Annotated in this window: 15 protein-coding genes; 5 read left to right on the top strand and 10 right to left on the bottom strand. The window is 65.5% G+C overall.

From position 1 onward, the window contains the following. From B5G40_RS06750 to B5G40_RS06740, 3 genes are read right to left on the bottom strand one after another with little or no spacing between them, the layout of a single operon-like run. Nucleotides 1-282, bottom strand: coding sequence for a MoaD/ThiS family protein (locus B5G40_RS06750; RefSeq protein WP_087267620.1), 282 nt, complete (start codon nucleotides 280-282; stop codon nucleotides 1-3). A gap of 4 nt (nucleotides 283-286) precedes the next feature. Beyond that, nucleotides 287-2,089, bottom strand: a complete 1,803-nt coding sequence (locus B5G40_RS06745; protein WP_087399143.1) for an aldehyde ferredoxin oxidoreductase family protein — start codon at nucleotides 2,087-2,089, stop codon at nucleotides 287-289. A gap of 3 nt (nucleotides 2,090-2,092) precedes the next feature. Continuing rightward, nucleotides 2,093-2,563, bottom strand: coding sequence for a 4Fe-4S dicluster domain-containing protein (locus B5G40_RS06740; RefSeq protein ID WP_087187272.1), 471 nt, complete (start codon nucleotides 2,561-2,563; stop codon nucleotides 2,093-2,095). A gap of 260 nt (nucleotides 2,564-2,823) precedes the next feature. On the opposite strand from B5G40_RS06740, the gene B5G40_RS06735 reads away from it, so the two are divergent. The 5 genes from B5G40_RS06735 to B5G40_RS06715 are packed head-to-tail and all read left to right on the top strand — an operon-like array spanning nucleotide 2,824 to nucleotide 9,230. Next, on the top strand, nucleotides 2,824-3,735 hold the full coding sequence (locus tag B5G40_RS06735) for a LysR family transcriptional regulator (RefSeq protein ID WP_087399142.1): 912 nt from the start codon (nucleotides 2,824-2,826) through the stop codon (nucleotides 3,733-3,735). Continuing rightward, complete coding sequence (glp, locus tag B5G40_RS06730) at nucleotides 3,713-4,930, top strand: molybdopterin molybdotransferase MoeA (protein WP_087399141.1); 1,218 nt, start codon at nucleotides 3,713-3,715, stop codon at nucleotides 4,928-4,930. The genes B5G40_RS06735 and glp overlap by 23 nt, the downstream gene beginning before the upstream one ends. Before the next feature lie 22 nt (nucleotides 4,931-4,952). Continuing rightward, a complete protein-coding gene (locus B5G40_RS06725; RefSeq protein WP_087399140.1) occupies nucleotides 4,953-6,854 on the top strand; it encodes a molybdopterin biosynthesis protein in 1,902 nt (633 codons plus the stop codon). Nucleotides 6,855-6,883: 29 nt separating this feature from the next. Then, complete coding sequence (locus B5G40_RS06720; protein WP_087399139.1) at nucleotides 6,884-8,335, top strand: NAD(P)/FAD-dependent oxidoreductase; 1,452 nt, start codon at nucleotides 6,884-6,886, stop codon at nucleotides 8,333-8,335. Further along, nucleotides 8,322-9,230, top strand: a complete 909-nt coding sequence (locus tag B5G40_RS06715; RefSeq protein WP_087399138.1) for an NAD(P)/FAD-dependent oxidoreductase — start codon at nucleotides 8,322-8,324, stop codon at nucleotides 9,228-9,230. The genes B5G40_RS06720 and B5G40_RS06715 overlap by 14 nt, the downstream gene beginning before the upstream one ends. Nucleotides 9,231-9,279: 49 nt before the next feature. On the opposite strand, the gene B5G40_RS16840 is transcribed toward B5G40_RS06715, so the two are convergent. The 7 genes from B5G40_RS16840 to rsmG form a co-directional block, all read right to left on the bottom strand. After that, nucleotides 9,280-9,450: a hypothetical protein gene (locus tag B5G40_RS16840; RefSeq protein ID WP_158098713.1), complete on the bottom strand. Its 171-nt coding sequence runs from the start codon at nucleotides 9,448-9,450 to the stop codon at nucleotides 9,280-9,282. Between the two features lie 63 nt (nucleotides 9,451-9,513). Then, nucleotides 9,514-11,307 (bottom strand): aspartate--tRNA ligase, encoded by a 1,794-nt coding sequence (gene aspS / locus B5G40_RS06710; RefSeq protein WP_087399137.1) that lies wholly within the window; start codon nucleotides 11,305-11,307, stop codon nucleotides 9,514-9,516. Nucleotides 11,308-11,380: 73 nt separating this feature from the next. Next, on the bottom strand, nucleotides 11,381-12,310 hold the full coding sequence (locus B5G40_RS06705; protein ID WP_087399136.1) for a hypothetical protein: 930 nt from the start codon (nucleotides 12,308-12,310) through the stop codon (nucleotides 11,381-11,383). A 71-nt stretch (nucleotides 12,311-12,381) separates the two neighbouring features. Next, nucleotides 12,382-13,731, bottom strand: coding sequence for a histidine--tRNA ligase (gene hisS / locus B5G40_RS06700; RefSeq protein ID WP_087399135.1), 1,350 nt, complete (start codon nucleotides 13,729-13,731; stop codon nucleotides 12,382-12,384). A 797-nt stretch (nucleotides 13,732-14,528) separates the two neighbouring features. After that, nucleotides 14,529-14,945, bottom strand: coding sequence for a methylglyoxal synthase (locus B5G40_RS06695; protein WP_087267592.1), 417 nt, complete (start codon nucleotides 14,943-14,945; stop codon nucleotides 14,529-14,531). Between the two features lie 27 nt (nucleotides 14,946-14,972). After that, nucleotides 14,973-15,716 (bottom strand): septum site-determining protein MinD, encoded by a 744-nt coding sequence (gene minD, locus B5G40_RS06690; protein WP_087187281.1) that lies wholly within the window; start codon nucleotides 15,714-15,716, stop codon nucleotides 14,973-14,975. A gap of 87 nt (nucleotides 15,717-15,803) precedes the next feature. Next, nucleotides 15,804-16,565: a 16S rRNA (guanine(527)-N(7))-methyltransferase RsmG gene (rsmG, locus tag B5G40_RS06685; RefSeq protein WP_087399134.1), complete on the bottom strand. Its 762-nt coding sequence runs from the start codon at nucleotides 16,563-16,565 to the stop codon at nucleotides 15,804-15,806. Nucleotides 16,566-16,600: the final 35 nt, after the last annotated feature.

Below are 16,600 nucleotides of genomic sequence, written 5' to 3'. Positions count from 1 at the left end.
TCAGCCCCCGGCCACCACCGGGAAGATCTGCACCGTGTCGCTGTCTTTCAGCGGGGTGTCCAGGCCGGAGAGGAACTCCACCCGGCGGCCGTTGACCAGCACGATGATTTTTTCCCCCAGTGCGTCCCCGGCGGGGGAGAAGAACTCCCCCCGGAACCGGGGGCCAAAACGCCGGGACAGGTCCTCCCCCAGCGCCCCCACGGTGGGGGGCGGGGAGAGGACCAGTTCCTTGGTCCCGGCAAACTCCTTTTCCCGCAGATAGGCAAAGAATTTCACCGTCATAGGCTTATTTCAGGTTGAGGGAGGCCAGCTTCTCCGGGGTGGGGATACCCTCCGCCGTCCAGCCACGGGCGGCGTAATACTCCGCCAGCATGGTGTACAGGTCGTTGACCTTGCCCGCCGCCGGACCCTCGGGCAGCTTCTCCCGCAGCAGCCGGGGGGGCAGGGTGTCCTTCTCCACGCCGGCGGCAATGTTGAACTGCTTCTCCAGGTTCCAGATCCGCTCACCTTTCAGCAGGATCTCCTCGTCGCTCTCGTCGCTGCCCACCGCTTCCCGGTACTGGGCGGCCACCTCGGGCAGGCCGATGCCGAAGGTGGTGAACAGGCAGATGCCGGTGGCGTCCACCAGGGCGGTGAGGTCCTGGAAGGTTTTCAGCAGACCCGCCTTGCCCTCGGTGACCAGGGGGTCCATCTTCATGGGGATGCCCAGCACCTCGGGGGAGATCATGTAGCCCCGGACGTGGCAGCCGCCCCGGTTGGAGGTGGCGTACTCCAGGCCGATGCCCTGGATGGCCCGGCCGTCATAGGCGGGCATCTCCTGCTTCTTGACCGACATGGACAGCTCGGGATGGCCGTATTGTTCCGCCATGCGGTAGGAGCCCAGGCCCATGATCCTGCCGAAGCCCTCCCCCTTGCAGGTCATCTCCACCGCTTTCACCATGGCCGCCGCGTCGCCGAAGCGGAGGGGGAAGCCGATGTCGGACTCGGGGATGGCCCCCAGCTCAAAGAGCTCCATGGCACAGGCCACGGTGGCTCCCATGGTGATGGGGTCGATGCCGTACTGATTGCACAGGAAGTTGGCGTCGCACACCGCCGCCAGATCGTTGATGCCGCAGTCGGCGCCGAAGGACCAGCCCGCCTCGTACTCGGGACCCTCGCCCTTGGAGGCGAAGGGGCCCTCCTTGATCTCCACCGCCCGGCCGCAGCCGATGGAGCAGCCGAAGCAGCCCTTGTTCCGCAGCAGGTACTTGGCGGCCAGGGTCTCGCCGGAGATGTCGTCGGCCAGATCATACACCGAGCCGTCCCGGCCGTTGCGCAGGGGCAGACCGCCGGTGGCGTTGACGATGTTCACCAGGATCTGGGTGCCGTAGGCCGACAGGCCGGCTCCGGTGACCGGGTGGGCCTTCAGCTTGGCCCGGGCGTCCACGCAGGCCTCGAAGAAGGCCTCGGGCCGGGCCACCGTCACCGAGCCGGTGCCCCGGACGGCGATGGCCTTCAGCTTCTTGGAGCCCATCACCGTGCCCATACCGCCCCGGCCCGCCGCCCGGTGCTTGTCGTTCATGATGGCGGAGAAGAGGCAGCCGGTCTCCCCGGCGGGGGCGATGCAGGCGATGCGGAACTCGTCCCCCAGCTCCTCCCGCAGCAGGTCGGTGGTCTCGAACACGTCCTTGCCCCACAGGTGGGAGGCGTCCCGCAGCTCCACCGTGCCGTCGTTGATGTAAAGGTACACCGGCTTCTCCGAGATGTTCTCAAAAATGATGCCGTCGTACCCGGCGTATTTCAGCTCGGGGCCGAAGTGGCCGCCGGAGTTGGCTGCCCCGATGGTGCCGGTCAGGGGGGACTTGGCCACCGCGTTGTACCGGCCGGAGGAGGTGGCGCAGGTGCCCGTCAGAGGGCCGGTCATGAAGATCAGCTTGTTGTCCGGCCCCAGAGGGTCGCAGTTGGGGTCGCACTCGTCGCAGTAATACTTGGTGCCCAGACCACGGGCCCCCACATACTCCTGGGCGTTCTTCTGGTTCAGGGGCTCCCTGCGGATGGACCCCGCCGCCAGATCAATGCGTAAAATCGTGCCGGTATATCCGTTTCCCATGGCTCACCCCTCCGTTCCCATGGCGGCCACAATCTTGTCCGCCGTCAATTTTTTTCGTACGTCCCGCGCGTCCGGGTCCTCAAAGCTCAGGGCCCCGCCGGGGCAGTACTTGACGCACTTGGGGTCCCCGCCGCACAGGTCGCACTTGAATACCTTCTTTACAATGGTGGAATAGGACATATTGCCCAGGGGACAGGCGCTGCGGCACATCTTGCAGCCGATGCACTTGTCGTAGTTGATGACGCAGGCCCCGTTTTCGTCCCGGCGGATGGCCTTCACCGGGCACACCTTCATGCAGCTGGCGTCCTCGCACTGCTGGCACACCACCGGCACCGCCAGGGTGGCGGCCTCATACTCCAGCACGGTGATGTTGGCCAGGCGGGGGTTGAACTGCTGGTAGTGGCCGAAGGAGCACACCAGCTCGCAGGTGCGGCAGCCGATGCATTTCTCCGGCTTGACAACGAGTTGTTTCATCCCTTTCCTCCCATTCCCGGCGGGAACGGAGGCACACCTCCTTTTGAAACAGAATTTGAACTCCTGATTTTAGTGTAGGAGCACGGGGGCGGGAAGTAAAGGGAAGGACTGGGAATTCATATTGCTTTTGTGCATAAAGAGCCGTATAATAAGGGCAGCTAAACTGTACGTTCTGCCACAGAAACCGGGGCGAAAACCGGGGAACGCCGGAGATTCCCGGCCTGAGGGCATATACCTTTTGGCTATAAGGAGGGAGCAGCTTGCAGATCGCCCAGATCCGATATTTCGTCACCGCCGCCCAGCTGCAAAACCTGTCCAAGGCGGCGGAGGCCCTCCACCTCAGCCAGCCCTCCCTGTCCCGCAGCATCGCCCGGCTGGAGGAGGAGCTGGGCACCCCGCTGTTCACCCGCTCGGGCAAGCGTATCCTGCTCAATGAGCCGGGCCGCCGGTTTCTGGAGAGCGCCCGGGCGATGCTCCGGGACCTGGACGACACCCTGCTGGAGCTGGGGGAGCTGTCCGCCGGGCCGGTGAAGCGGCTGTCGGTGGGGTGCTGCGGCGGGGAGGAGAAGGTGGCCGCCTGTCTGGCCGCCTTTGCCGATGCCCGGCCAGGGGTGGAGTTCCAGCTGGACTGCCGCATTGAGGAGCTGGAGGTCCCCGACATCAATAAATACGATATGCTGCTCTGTCCCGACGACAGCCGGTATGAGAAGTTTAGGGGCTACCCCCTGGGCAGCGAGCGCTACCTGTTGGCCCTGCCTGCCCACCACCCTCTGGCCCGCCGGGAGCCGGTGGATTTGAAGGCCCTGGAGGGCCAGCCCATGGTCTTTCTCAGCAGCCCCGGCCACTGGCTGGAGGAGCCCTACTACCTGTGCGCCGGGCTCAATCTCCATCCGGCCACCCGCTGTCTGGTCAACGACCGGGAGGGCCACCGGCAGGTGGTGGCCGCCGGACTGGCCCTGGGCTTTGTGCCCGAGGGGGCCGCCGCCCCCTACCGGGCAGACTCCCGCATTGCCCTGGCCCGGCTGGCCAGCGGCCGGTTTGCCCGGCCCCTGATGCTGTGCTTCAAGCGGGAAAAACATCTCAGCCCTGTGGGGTTGGAATTTCAAGCCTTTGCCCTGGACTTTTTCGGGGTGGGAAAGGAGGGGGACCATGCTCACCGTCATGACCCCTGAGGAACTTTTGACACGGATTGCAAATACCTTCGGCCCCCTGGACCGGCCCCCGGAAACCGTGGAGCTGGACCGTGCCCTGGGCCGGGTGCTGGCCCGGGATATTCTGGCTGAAGAATATGTGCCCGGGTTTGACCGCTCCACCGTGGACGGCTACGCCCTGCGGGGGGCGGACACCTTCGGGTGCAGTGAGTCCATCCCCGCCCTGCTCACCTGCACCGGGGCGGTGGAGATGGGGAAGGAGCCCGCCTTTGCCGTGGGCCCCTATCAATGCGGCGCCATCCCCACCGGTGGGGCCCTGCCGGAAGGCGCCGACGCCGTCCAGATGGTGGAGCACACCGAGGACTACGGCGGCGGGGAGATTGGCATTGTGAAAAGCGTTCCCCCGGGGGCCAACCTGATTTTTAAAGGGGACGACGTGAAGCCGGGGGACCTGGTGCTGCGGAAGGGCCGCAGGCTGGAGCCACAGGACGTAGGGGCTTTGGCGGCCCTGGGGGTGACTCAGGTGCCGGTGGTCCCCAAACTGCGGGTGGGCCTCATCTCCACCGGGGACGAGCTGGTGCCCCCGGAGCAGGACCCCGGCCCCGGACAGGTGCGGGACGTAAACGGCCCTCTGGTGGCCGCTCTGCTGGCCCAGGCGGGGGCGGAGCCGGTGCCCCTGGGCATTGTCCCCGACCGGGAGGAACTGCTGAGAGAGGCGGTGGAGAAGGCTCTGGAGACCTGTGACTGCGTGGTGCTGTCGGGAGGCAGCTCGGTGGGGGAGAAGGACGCCGCCTGCCGGGTGATGGCCTCTCTGGGAGAGGTGCTGTGCCACGGGGTAGCCATGAAACCGGGCAAGCCCACCCTGCTGGGAAAGGCGGAGGGCAAGCCCATCCTGGGCCTGCCCGGCCACCCGGTGGCCGCCCTGTTCACCGCAAAGCTTTTTCTCATCCCCCTGCTGGCCCGGCTGGAGGGGCGGACCTGGGCGGAGCGGACGGTGTCGGCACGTCTGGCCCAGACTGTCCCCGCCAACCACGGCAGGGCCCAGTACACCGGCGTCACTCTGGAGGAGAAGCCCGACGGGATGTGGGCCGTGCCCATCTGGGGCAAGTCGGGGCTCATTACCACCCTGGCCGGGGCGGACGGCTTCTTCTGCGTCCCCCGGGACCGGGAGGGCATCCCGGCCGGGGAATCTGTAGAGGTGTCCCTCTTCGGGTAGTTTTATATCAGGAGGCGTTTTTATGCCCTTTACTTATCTGACCAACCTCCCCCTGGAGCAGGCGGAGGAGCGCTACCCCGCCTGGCTGGCGGAGGGGGGATTTCAGCCCAAAACCGAGACGGTGCCGGTGGCGCAATCGGCGGGCCGGGTGACTGCCCGGGCGGTCTACGCCACCCTGTGCGCCCCCCACTATCCCGCCTGCGCCATGGATGGCATCGCCGTGGCGGCGGCGGATGCCTTCGGGGCCACCGAGACCACGCCGGTGACCCTGGAACCCCATCAGTTCACGGTGGTGGACACCGGTGACCCCCTGCCCGAGGGGAAGGACGCGGTGGTGATGATCGAGGACGTGCTGTGGGAGGGGGAGAAGGCCGTCCTCCATGAGGCCGCCGCCCCCTGGCAGCACATCCGGCAGATCGGGGAGGACGTGTGCGCCGGGGAGATGCTCCTCCCCACCCATACCTCCATTACCCCCGCCGCCATCGGGGCCATGATCGCCGGTGGCGTGCTGGCGGTGGAGGTGTTCACCCGCCCGGTGGTGGGGATCATCCCCACCGGGGACGAGGTGGTGCCTCCCACCGACCACCCCCAGCCGGGGGACGTGCTGGAGTTCAACTCCTCCATCTTCTCCGCCATGATCGTGGAGTGGGGCGGGACAGCCAGGACCTACCCCATCGTGAAGGACAACAAGGCCGACCTCACCGCCGCCCTCACAGCGGCCACCGAGGAGTGTGACCTGGTAATCCTCAACGCCGGGTCGTCGGCGGGCCGGGAGGACTACTCCGCCGCCGTCATGGGCACGGTGGGGGAGGTGCTGTGCCACGGGCTGGCCATCCGCCCCGGCAAGCCCGCCATTCTGGGCCGGAGAGGCCCGGTGCCGGTGCTGGGGGTGCCCGGCTACCCGGTCAGCGGCATTCTGGTGCTGGAGCACCTGCTCCGCCCCCTCATCGAACACTGGACCGGCAAGAAAGCCCCCGCCTGGGAGCAGGCGGAGGCGGTGCTGGCCCGGCGGGTGGTGTCCGGGCTGAAATACCGGGAGTTTGTTCGGGTGCGTCTGGGCCAGGTGGGGGATAAGCTGGTGGCCTCCCCGCTGGCCCGTGGGGCCGGGGTGGTGTCCTCCTTCCTGAAGGCCGACGGCATTCTGGACATCCCCCAGGGCAAGGAGGGCCTGGAGGCGGGGGAGAGGGTCACCGTCTCTCTCCTGCGGCCCCGGGAGGAGCTGGAGCACACCCTGGTGATGATGGGCAGCCACGACCCCCTGCTGGACGAGGTGGCCGACCTGCTCCACCAGACTTACCCCCACCTGTACATGAGCTCCACCCATGTGGGCTCCATGGGGGGCATTATGGCCCTCCGCCGGGGGGAGGCCCACGGGGCGGGGTGCCACCTGCTGGACGAGGCCGACGGCAGCTACAACACCTCCTATCTGGAGAAGTATTTCCCCCACGGAGGGGTATATCAGGTGGAGTGTGTGGGCCGCACCCAGGGCCTGATGGTGGCCAAAGGCAATCCTCTGGGTATCAAGGGCTTTGGGGACATTGCCAACCTGCGGTATGTCAACCGGCAGAAGGGGTCGGGCACCCGTATTCTGGCCGACTACCTGTGCCGGAAGGAGGGCATCGACCCCGCCGCCGTGTACGGCTACGACCGGGAGGAGCTGACCCACACCTCGGTGGCCGCCCAGATCGTCGCCGGCACCGCCGACGCGGGCATGGGCATCCTGTCCGCCGCCCGGCTGTATGACCTGGACTTTCTGCCGGTGTGCGTGGAGCAGTACGACCTGCTCATCCCCGATTACGCCTGGGGCACCCCGGCGGTGGAGGCCCTGCTGGAGGTGCTGCAAAGCCCGGCTTTCCGGGAACGGCTGGAACAGCTGGGGGGCTACACCATTGACCAGCCCGGCCGGGTGCGGCGGCATTTTTAAAGGGGCACATTAAGAGAGGAGGATGGACCATGGAGCGCTACGACGTGGCGGTACTGGGCGGCGGGCTGCTGGGCTGCTTTATGGCCCGGGAGCTGCGCCGCCACCCCCTGAAGGTGGCTCTGGTGGAGGCCAGGGAGGACGTGTGTACCGGCATTTCCCGGGCAAACACCGCCATTGTATATACCGGCTGCGACACCAAGCCGGGCACCCTCAAGACCCGGCTGTGCGTGGCGGCCTGTAAGGGCTTCGGGGACCTGTGCCGGGAGCTGGGGGTGCCCTTCGCCCGGCGGGGCTCCTTAATGGTAAGTTACGGGCCCAACGCCGACCAGACATTACAGCGGAAGATGATCCAGGGCATGGAGAACGGGGTGGAGGGCCTCAAACTTATGTCGGGCCGTGCGGCCCTGGAGTGGGAGCCGGGGCTGGCCCCCGGCGTGTCCTCCGCCCTCTACGTCCCCGACACCGGGGTGACCGACCCCTGGGAGCTGTGCTATGCCGCCTGGGAGAACGCCCTGGCCAACGGCGTCACCCCCTGGCTCAACGCCCCGGTCACCGACCTGCTGCCGGAACACGGGGGCTGGCGGGTGGTCACCCTCCGGGGGGAGCTGTGGGCGGCAGCGGTGGTCAACTGCTGCGGCCTCCACGCCGACCAGGTCCAGGAGCTGGCCGCTCCGCCTACGGTGCGTATCACCCCCGAGAAGGCGGACTACCTGATCCTGGACCAGGGGGCGGGCCACTATGTCAATCATGTCATCTTCCATGAGCCGGAGGAGAAGGGCAAGGGCCTGACCATGGTGCCCACCCTGGACGGCAAGCTGCTGCTGGGCCCCTCGGAGCAGCCGGGGGTGGGGCCTCTGTCCGCCACCACTGAGGCGGGCCTGGCCAAGCTGCGCCAGCTGGCGGCCCAGGTGGCCCCCGAGCTGGATCTGGAGCTTACCATCCGCTCCTTTGCCGGGGTGCGGCCCAAGCCCTACAATGTGGTGCGGGCCCAGAGCATCCACGATTTCACCGTCACCAATCCCGCCAGAGGGCTGTGGAGCCTTATCGGCATCAAGACCCCCGGCCTCACCTGCGCCCAGGCCCTGGGGGCCTGGCTGGCCCCCCAGGTGGCGGACCAGCTGGGGAAGGGGGAACTGGACTCCACCTTCCGGCCGGAGCGAAAAGCGCCGGTACGGCCCCGGGATCTGACCCGGGAGGCCCGGGCGGCGCTGGTGGCCCGGGACCCGGCCTATGGCCGCATTCTGTGCCGGTGCGGCGGCATCACCGAGGGGGAGGTGCGGGACGCCATCCGCCGGGGAGCGGTCACCCTGGACGGGGTGAAGCGGCGGACAGGCGCCGGCCTGGGCCGGTGCCAGGGGGCCTTCTGCGGGGACCGGATCATGGCTCTTATGGCCCGGATGCTGGGGGTGCCCCCGGAGGATCTGCAAAAGGACGGGCCGGGTTCCCGGCTGCTGACAGGAGGACGGCATGGAGAAGGTTGATCTGTTGGTGGTGGGCGGCGGCGCGGCGGGGATGTCCGCCGCACTGGCCGCCGCGGGCGCGGGACCGGTTTCGGTGCTGCTGGTGGACCGGGAGGAGCGGCTGGGGGGCATTTTGCCCCAGTGCATCCACCAGGGCTTCGGCCTGGGCTACTTCCACCGGGACCTCACCGGGCCGGAGTACGCCGCCCGCATCGTGGCCCAGATGGAGGGGGCGGCGGTGAGCGTGCGCCTCAACACCACCGTGCTCTCCCTGTCCCAGCGGCGGACGGCGGAGCTGTCCGGCCCCGGCGGGTATGAGCCGGTGGCCTTCCGGCGGCTCATTCTGGCCACCGGCTGCCGGGAAAAGACCATCGGTTCTCTCCCCGTCACCGGCACCCGGCCCGCCGGGGTGTTTACCGCCGGTGAGGCCCAGCGGATGATCAACCTGCGCCACTGGCGGCCGGGGAGAAAGGTGCTGGTGCTGGGGAGCGGGGATTTGGGCCTTATCATGGCCCGCCGGTTCGTGCTGGAGGGCTGCCAGGTGCTGGGGGTGGTGGAGCAGAAGGGGAGCTGCGGCGGCATGGTACGCAACTACCGCTCCTGTCTGCTGGAGCACCGCATCCCCCTGATGACCCGGACCACCGTTACCCGCCTCCACGGGGAGGGGCGGCTTACCGGCGTCACCCTCCGCCATCTGGACAGCGGCAAGGAGGAGCAGGTGGCCTGCGACACCCTCATTACCGCCCTGGGCCTTATCCCCGAGCGGGAGCTGCTGGCGGGGCTGGGGGGCAAGCTGCCGGGCTGGGCCTCCCTGTGCGGCAACTGCGATTACGTCCATGAGATCGTGGACACCGTCACCGCCCAGGCCGAGGAGCTGGGCCGCCAGGTGGGCATGGAGCTGTTGGGCAAGAAATAAAAAACGGCCCCCATCGGAGCATATCCGGTGGGGGCCGTTCTGTTTGGTTTTATTCCTCGTCCTCTTTCTTGGTGCACACGATGTTCAGCTCGTTGAGCTGGGCGTCGGTCACAAAGGAGGGAGCGCCCAGATCCCGGACAGCCTGGGCTGTCCGGGGACCCAGGGATGATTTTACTTGCTCGGCGGAAGTGAATTCCGCCTGCGCCAAGGTTTTCGCCACAGGCGAAAACGCTTGTACGCGCAAAGCGCGCCCCGCTGTGCGGGGCCCCTGATGATGGGCGCTTTACTCGTCCTCTTCCTTTTTGGTGCACACGATGTTCAGCTCGTTGAGCTGGGCGTCGGTCACAAAGGAAGGCGCGCCCATCATCAGGTCCTGGGCGTTCTTGTTCATGGGGAAGGGGATGATCTCACGGATGGAGTCCTCGCCGGCCAGCAGCATGACCATACGGTCCACGCCGGGGGCGATGCCCGCGTGGGGGGGAGCGCCGTAGGTGAAGGCGTTGTACATGGCGGGGAACTTGGCCTTCACGTCCTCCTCGCCCAGCCGCACCAGCTGGAAGGCCTCAATCATGATCTCGGGGTCGTGGTTCCGGACGGCGCCGGAGGACAGCTCCACGCCGTTGCACACCAGGTCGTACTGGAAGGCGGTGATGGACAGGGGGTCCACCTCGCCGGCAGCGGCCTTCTTCAGGATCTCCAGGCCGCCGTTGGGCATGGAGAAGGGGTTGTGGCAGAACTCCAGCTCGCCGGACTCCTCGCCGATCTCGTACATGGGGAAGTCCACGATCCAGCAGAACTCATAGCGCTCCTTGTCCATGTGGTTGGGGCAGAAGGCGCCCAGCTTGGAGCGGAGCACGCCGGCGGTCTTCTGAGCGGCCAGCAGCTTGCCGGCGGTGAGGCCCACGAAGCAGCCGGGCTCCAGGCCCAGAGCGGACACCACGGCGTCCTTGATGGGCTGGACGAACTTGGCGATGCCGCCCACGATCTCGCCCTTCTCATCCAGGCGGAACCAGTAGGCCTTGTTGCCGGACTGGACCTCCACCTCGTTGCAGATGCCGTCGATCTGCTTGCGGGTGCCCTCAAAGCCGGACACCACAATGGCCTTGACGGTGTTGCCCTCGAAGGGACCAAAGCCGCAGGAACCCAGCACCTGGGTGGCGTCGGTGACGGTCAGGTCGATGCGCAGGTCGGGCTTGTCGGAGCCGTACTTGTCCATGGCCTCCAGGTAGGAGATCCGCTTAAAGGGGGCCTCAGAGGCCACGTTGTAGGTGCCGTACTGGGCGAAGATGGGGGGGAGCACCTGCTCCAGAACGGCGAACACGTCCTCCTGACCGGCAAAGGCCATCTCCATGTCCAGCTGGTAGAACTCGCCGGGGGAGCGGTCGCCCCGGGCGTCCTCGTCCCGGAAGCAGGGGGCGATCTGGAAGTACTTGTCGAAGCCGGAGGCCATCAGCAGCTGCTTGAACTGCTGGGGGGCCTGGGGCAGGGCGTAGAACTTGCCGGGGTGTTTTCTACTGGGTACCAGATAATCTCTGGCGCCTTCCGGAGAAGAAGCGGTCAGAATGGGGGTGGTGATCTCCATAAAGCCCTGGGCGGTCATGGCCTGCCGCAGGGCGGCCACCACCTGGGAGCGGAGGATGATGTTGTTCTTGACGGCGGGGTTGCGGAGATCCAGGTAGCGGTACTTCAGACGCTGGGTCTCGTCGGCCTCACGGCTGCGGTTGATCTGGAAGGGCAGCTCGTTGTGGCGGCAGCGGCCCAGCACCTCGATCTTCTCGGGTACCACCTCAATGTCGCCGGTGGGCAGCTTGGGGTTCTTGGAGTCACGCTCCCGCACCACGCCGGTGACGGCAATGGTGGACTCCTTGTTCAGAGCCTTGATGGTCTTGACCATCTCCTCGGTCTCGGCCACCACCTGGGTGGTGCCGTAGAAGTCCCGCAGGACGGCGAAGCCCAGGCTGGCGCCCACCTCACGGAAGTTCTCCAGGAAGCCCGCCAGGGTGACGGTCTGGCCTACCTGCTCCATGCGGAGCTCCCCACAGGTGTGGGTGCGGTAGGCGGTTTTGACATTAGCCATGTGAAATCAACTCCAAATTGTATTATTTCTTTTCTATATTATAAAATAGCTGGGTTTTTGCCCTTGTTTGCAATTAACCCCGCAGGTCGATGACCTTGCTGTAGTACACCTGCACGTCGAAGTTCTTGTACAGGTCGGTGCCCTGCTTGGCGGTGACACCGAAGTGAGTGAGGGCGGTGTTCTTCACGTAGTCCAGGAAGGTGACGCCGTCCACGGTGTTGAACCAGTTAAACTCCATGCCGGCGGCGGCGCAGTCGGCCTCCAGGCCGTCGATCAGCTCCTGCACATAGGGCAGCCAGGCCCCGGCGGTGGTGCCGTTGGTGAACAGCACGTCAGAGGGCTTGAGATCGGCGGCGGTGAAGGGGGTGTAGTCGGCGGGGGTGAAGGTCTGGCGCAGGTCGGTGCGGGCCACACGGGCCACCATGGCGGCGGTCTCCGCACGGGTCAGGCTGTTATTGGCAGCGAAGGTGCCCCAGTCGTCCACGCCGGTGAGGATGCCCGCGTTGTAGAAGCGCAGCACCGCCTCATCCTGGGTGTCAGGCAGGGTGGTGATGGTGTTGATGGGGGAGAGCATCTCCTCGGGCACCACAGCGGCCAGGATGGACACAAACTCCTGACGGGTGGCCTGCTTGGTGGGGTCGGGCACGTCAATGCCCAGATCCTCCAGGTACTTCACATAGGAGAAATACCAGGGCAGGGTCTCGCCGGGCTTGGAGGTGGCCATGGGGATAGGGTCCCCGGTGATGGCCTCGTTCATGCGGGCGGCGATGGCGGCCACCTCGCCCACGGTGAGGATCTGGAAGGGGGCAAAGGCGTGGCCCGTGCCCTGCATCAGTCCCACCTCGGCGCAGATGCGGGCGGGATCTTCGTACCAGGAACCGGCCTCCACATCAATGAAGCCGGGGTACTCGTTGACCTTGGGGAAGGCCTCCTCGGGGGAGATGGCGGCGGCGGAGCCCACCAGCAGGGCGGCGGACAGGATCAGAGCGGCAAGCTTTTTCATGGAAAAATTCCTCCTTGTCAAATGGCACAGGTTTGTCTTTTATAGACGGCTTGAAAGGGGGAAAGTTCCATTCAGTCCTTGTCCCGGATGGGAGCGCCGGCGGACCGGGCGGTGAGACCGGCCTGGACCAGAGCCACTGCCTCAGCGGGAGTCACGGTCTGCTGCTCGCCGGTGGTCAGGTCCTTCACGGTCACCTTGCCCTGGGCAATCTCGTCCTCACCCAGGAAGGCGGCGTAGGGGATGGACAGCTTGTCGGCGTAGGACAGCTTCTGCTTAAACTTCTTCTTCTCGCAGTGGAGCTGGGCCCGGACGCCGGCGTCCCGCAGGGTGGTGGCGAAGGAGATGGCGGCGGACAGGTCCTCGGTCATGGGCAGGATGAGCACGTCGGCGGGAGCGGTGAGCAGCTCCTCGTTCAGGTAGCCCTGGGCCTCCAGCACGGAGAACAGCCGGGTCAGGCCGATGGAGATGCCCACGCCGGGCAGCTGCTTGTCGGTGTAGTACTCGGCCAGGTTGTCGTACCGGCCGCCGGAGCAGATGGAGCCCACCTCGGGGTGGTCCAGCATGACGGTCTCATACACGGTGCCGGTGTAGTAGTCCAGGCCGCGGGCGATGGTGAGATCCACCATGAAGTGGTCCTCCGGCACGCCGTAGGCGGACATATACTTGACCACGGTCTCCAGCTCGGACACGCCCAGGTCGAACAGCTCGTTCCTGCCCTTGAAGGGCTCCAGAGCGGCCATGGGGTCCTCAGCCGCCAGCAGGCCCAGCAGGGTGTCGGCGGTGTCGGCGGCCACGGCAAAGTCGTCCACCAGGATGGCCTTCACCTTCTCGGGGCCGATCTTCTCCAGCTTGTCGATGGTGCGCATCATGTCGCCGGCCTGTTCCTCCAGGCCCAGCAGGGCAAAGAGGCCGTTGAGGACCTTCCGGTTGTTCACCCGGATCTTAAAGCGGCGCAGGCCCAGGGCGGTGAAGGTCTTGTAGATGATGGAGGGGATCTCGGCCTCATTGGTGATGTCCAGGGCGCCGTCGCCGATGACGTCGATGTCGGCCTGATAGAACTCCCGGTAGCGGCCCTTCTGAGCCCGCTCACCCCGGTACACCTTGCCGATCTGGAACCGGCGGAAGGGGAAGGTGAGCTCGTTCTGGTGGAGGGCCACATACTTGGCCAGCGGCACGGTCAGGTCAAAGCGGAGGGACAGGTCGCTGTCACCCTTGGTGAAGCGGTAGATCTGCTTCTCGGTCTCGCCGCCGCCCTTGGCCAGCAGCACCTCGCTGGCCTCGATGGCCGGGGTGTCCAGGGGGGTGAAGCCGTAGAGGGAGTAGCTCTTGCGGAGGATGTCCACCATCCGGTCGAACTGCACCTGGCGGGCAGGCAGCAGCTCCATGAAGCCGGACAGGGTACGGGGTTTGATCTGGGCCATAGTGATGCTCCTTTGTAGAGTAATAGAGGCTGCTGCCTGCCGGCGCCGCAAGTGCGGCGTCAAGCGTTTTGCGCAGCAAAACCTTGAAATAGGCCGGATTTATTCCGGCCTATTTGAGTCAAATCCGGGGCCCCCGGCGGGTCACCGGCCCGCTGGGGCCAGCAGCTCCATGAAGCCGGACAGGGTACGGGGTTTGATCTGGGCCATAGTGATGCTCCTTTGTATCGTAACATTTGGGATTTTGGCTCGGTGAGGGCGGATATCCGCAAAAAGGCGCTCTCGTCCCTTGTCACGGGACGAAAGCGCCTGCTTTCGTGGTGCCACCCATGTTCGGCGCTCAAAAAGCGCCCTCTGGCCTTCTGTTGCGGGAAGGGGACCGCGCCCGTCTCCGGGCCCGCTGGTGGAGCCGTCTCCCGGCCGCCTGCCGCAGGTCCTTCCAGCCAGGGGACCCTTCTCTGGTGCGGCGGTGTGAGCGGTACTTGCTCCGTCATTGCGGTTTCAGCTCTTACGATATTATCCCGAAAAGGGGGAAAAGTCAATCCTTTTCCACGCTTTGCGGCAATAAAACGGGCGGCCCACAGGGCCGCCCGTCTGAATCACGCGGTAAAAGGCTTGGTCTTGGGATTGATGATGTCTCTCCAATCCAGGTCGCCCCGCGCCCCACCCGATGGTATCCATCGTGCGGGGACCCCAGTGATTTCAGATGCGGCCGCCGGAAGTGAATTCCGCCGGCCTTCGGCGGCATGAGCCGCCGCGCCGCCGGGGCGGCGTGCTGGAGCGGGGCGATGGTTTGCTGTTTAGGCGGTAAAAGGTTTGGTCTTGGGATTGATGATGTCTCTCCAATCCAGATCGCCCCGCTCCAGACCATGAATCAGCATCTCAGCGGTGGCCACGTTGGTGGCAACCGGGATGTTGTACTGGTCGCACAGGCGGGTGATATACTTCAGGTCCGCGTCCAGATCGTTGGACTGAGGATCGGAGAAGAAGAGCACCATATCGATCTCATTGTAGGCGATGCGGGCGCCGATCTGCTGGCTGCCGCCGTGCTCGTGGGACAGGAAGAGCTGGACGGGCAGACCGGTAGCCTCCGCCACCAGACGGCCTGTTGTGTTGGTGGCGCAGATCGTGTGCTTGGACAGGATGCCGCAGTACGCAATACAGAATTGCACCATCAGCTCTTTTTTTCGATCGTGGCTCATCAACGCGATATTCATACTACACCTTCTCTTCCTTTCGAGATATCAGGCTCGAAGCTTCATCAGGGGGACTTTTTGTCCCGTCAGCCGCTTGGCAATGTTTAAGTAGGCGATGGCAGCCCCCCGGCTGGCGCACAGGATGAGGGGCTCTCCCCGGTTGGCGCTGAGGATCACCTGTGGGTCCTCCGGCACGATGCCCAGCAGGGGCAGGCCGGCGGTATCCATGGCGTCGTCAATGGTGGTGTGGAGCCGCCGCAGGATCTTGGGCTGCACCCGGTTGACCACCAGGTGGAGCTGGGGCAGCTGCTTGCGCAGCACCGACACGGTGCGCTGTGCGTCCCGCAGGGCGGAGGAATCGGTGGTGGAGACCACGATGGCCCGATCCGCGGCGCAGCAGGCCAGCCGGAAGCCCTCGCCCAGTCCGGCGGGGGAGTCCATCAAAATATAGTCGTACTTCTGCTTGGCCTGGCGGACCAGATCCCGCATGGCGTACTCGCTGAGGGGTTCGTCGGGCAGGTTCACCGGTGCGGTGATCAGGTTCAGACCCTGGATCACCGGGTGGGGGACTGCCGCCCGCTCCAGCGGACAGCGTCCGCAGAGCACGTCGGTAAAGTCCATCAGGGCCCGGTCGCTGAGGCCCAGATTCAGGTCCAGGTTCCTCAGGCCGATATCCATATCGATGCACAGGACCTGATGTCCCAGAGCGGCCAGGCAGGAGCCTACGCCGCCGGTGAGGGAGGTCTTTCCTGTGCCGCCTTTCCCTGAAGTGATAACGATTGCTGTGGACATAGGTTCACTCCCGACATACAAGATTAGAATAACACATTATTTCGTCAGACGCAATGCTTAACTTAGTAACATATGCACAAATCTGCCTTAAAGGGGGGATTTCTGCATTCTGGCCCACCGGCGGGGATAGCCTTTGGGGGTGGGGGAGACCTTCTCCACCACCACCACCCGGTGGGTGACCCCGGTGCCGGGGATCTCATAGTCCACCCGGGGCAGCAGGCGGCCTCCCAGCTTGGCGATGGCCCGGGAGGCCTTGTCCACCTCGTCGCCGCTGTCCACGCTCTTCATGGCCAGGAACTTGCCGCCCACCTTCACATAGGGCAGGCACAGCTCGCTGAGCAGCTCCAGAGAGGCCACCGCCCGGGACACGGCGAAGTCAAAGCTGTCCCGGAAGCCCTCCTGGTGGGCCTGCTCCTCGCCTCGGGCGTGGAGACAGGTTACTTTGTCAAGTGAAAGCGCTTTACATACAGTTTCCAGCCAGTTGACCCGTTTGCCCAGACTGTCCAGCAGAGTGACCTTCAGAGAGGGCTCCAGGATCTTCAGAGGCATACCGGGGAATCCGGCGCCGGTGCCCACGTCGATGAGGGTCTTGTCTTTGAAGTCCTCGCCGATGGTAAGCAGGGCGGCGCAGTCCAGGAAGTGGAGGTCCACCACCTGGTCGGGATCGGTGATGGCGGTCAGATTCATGACCTGATTCTGCTCCAGCAGCATGGCGCCGTATTGGGCCAGGGCTTCCGCGCCCCCTGGCGTGTGGATGCCCAGGGTATCCAGCCCCTGCTGAATGCGGGGCAGCTGGGCGTCCAGACGAAAGGATGTGGAAGTCTGGGTGGTGTTTTTCTCGTCGGCCATGGATTTGACTCCTTTTTCAGATACGTTTCCCCAAA

Source organism: Flavonifractor sp. An9 (genome assembly GCF_002161245.1).
GTDB lineage: Bacteria > Bacillota > Clostridia > Oscillospirales > Oscillospiraceae > Flavonifractor > Flavonifractor avicola.
Note: the sequence above shows the minus strand (reverse complement) of the source record. Positions and strands in the feature narration are given on the sequence as shown.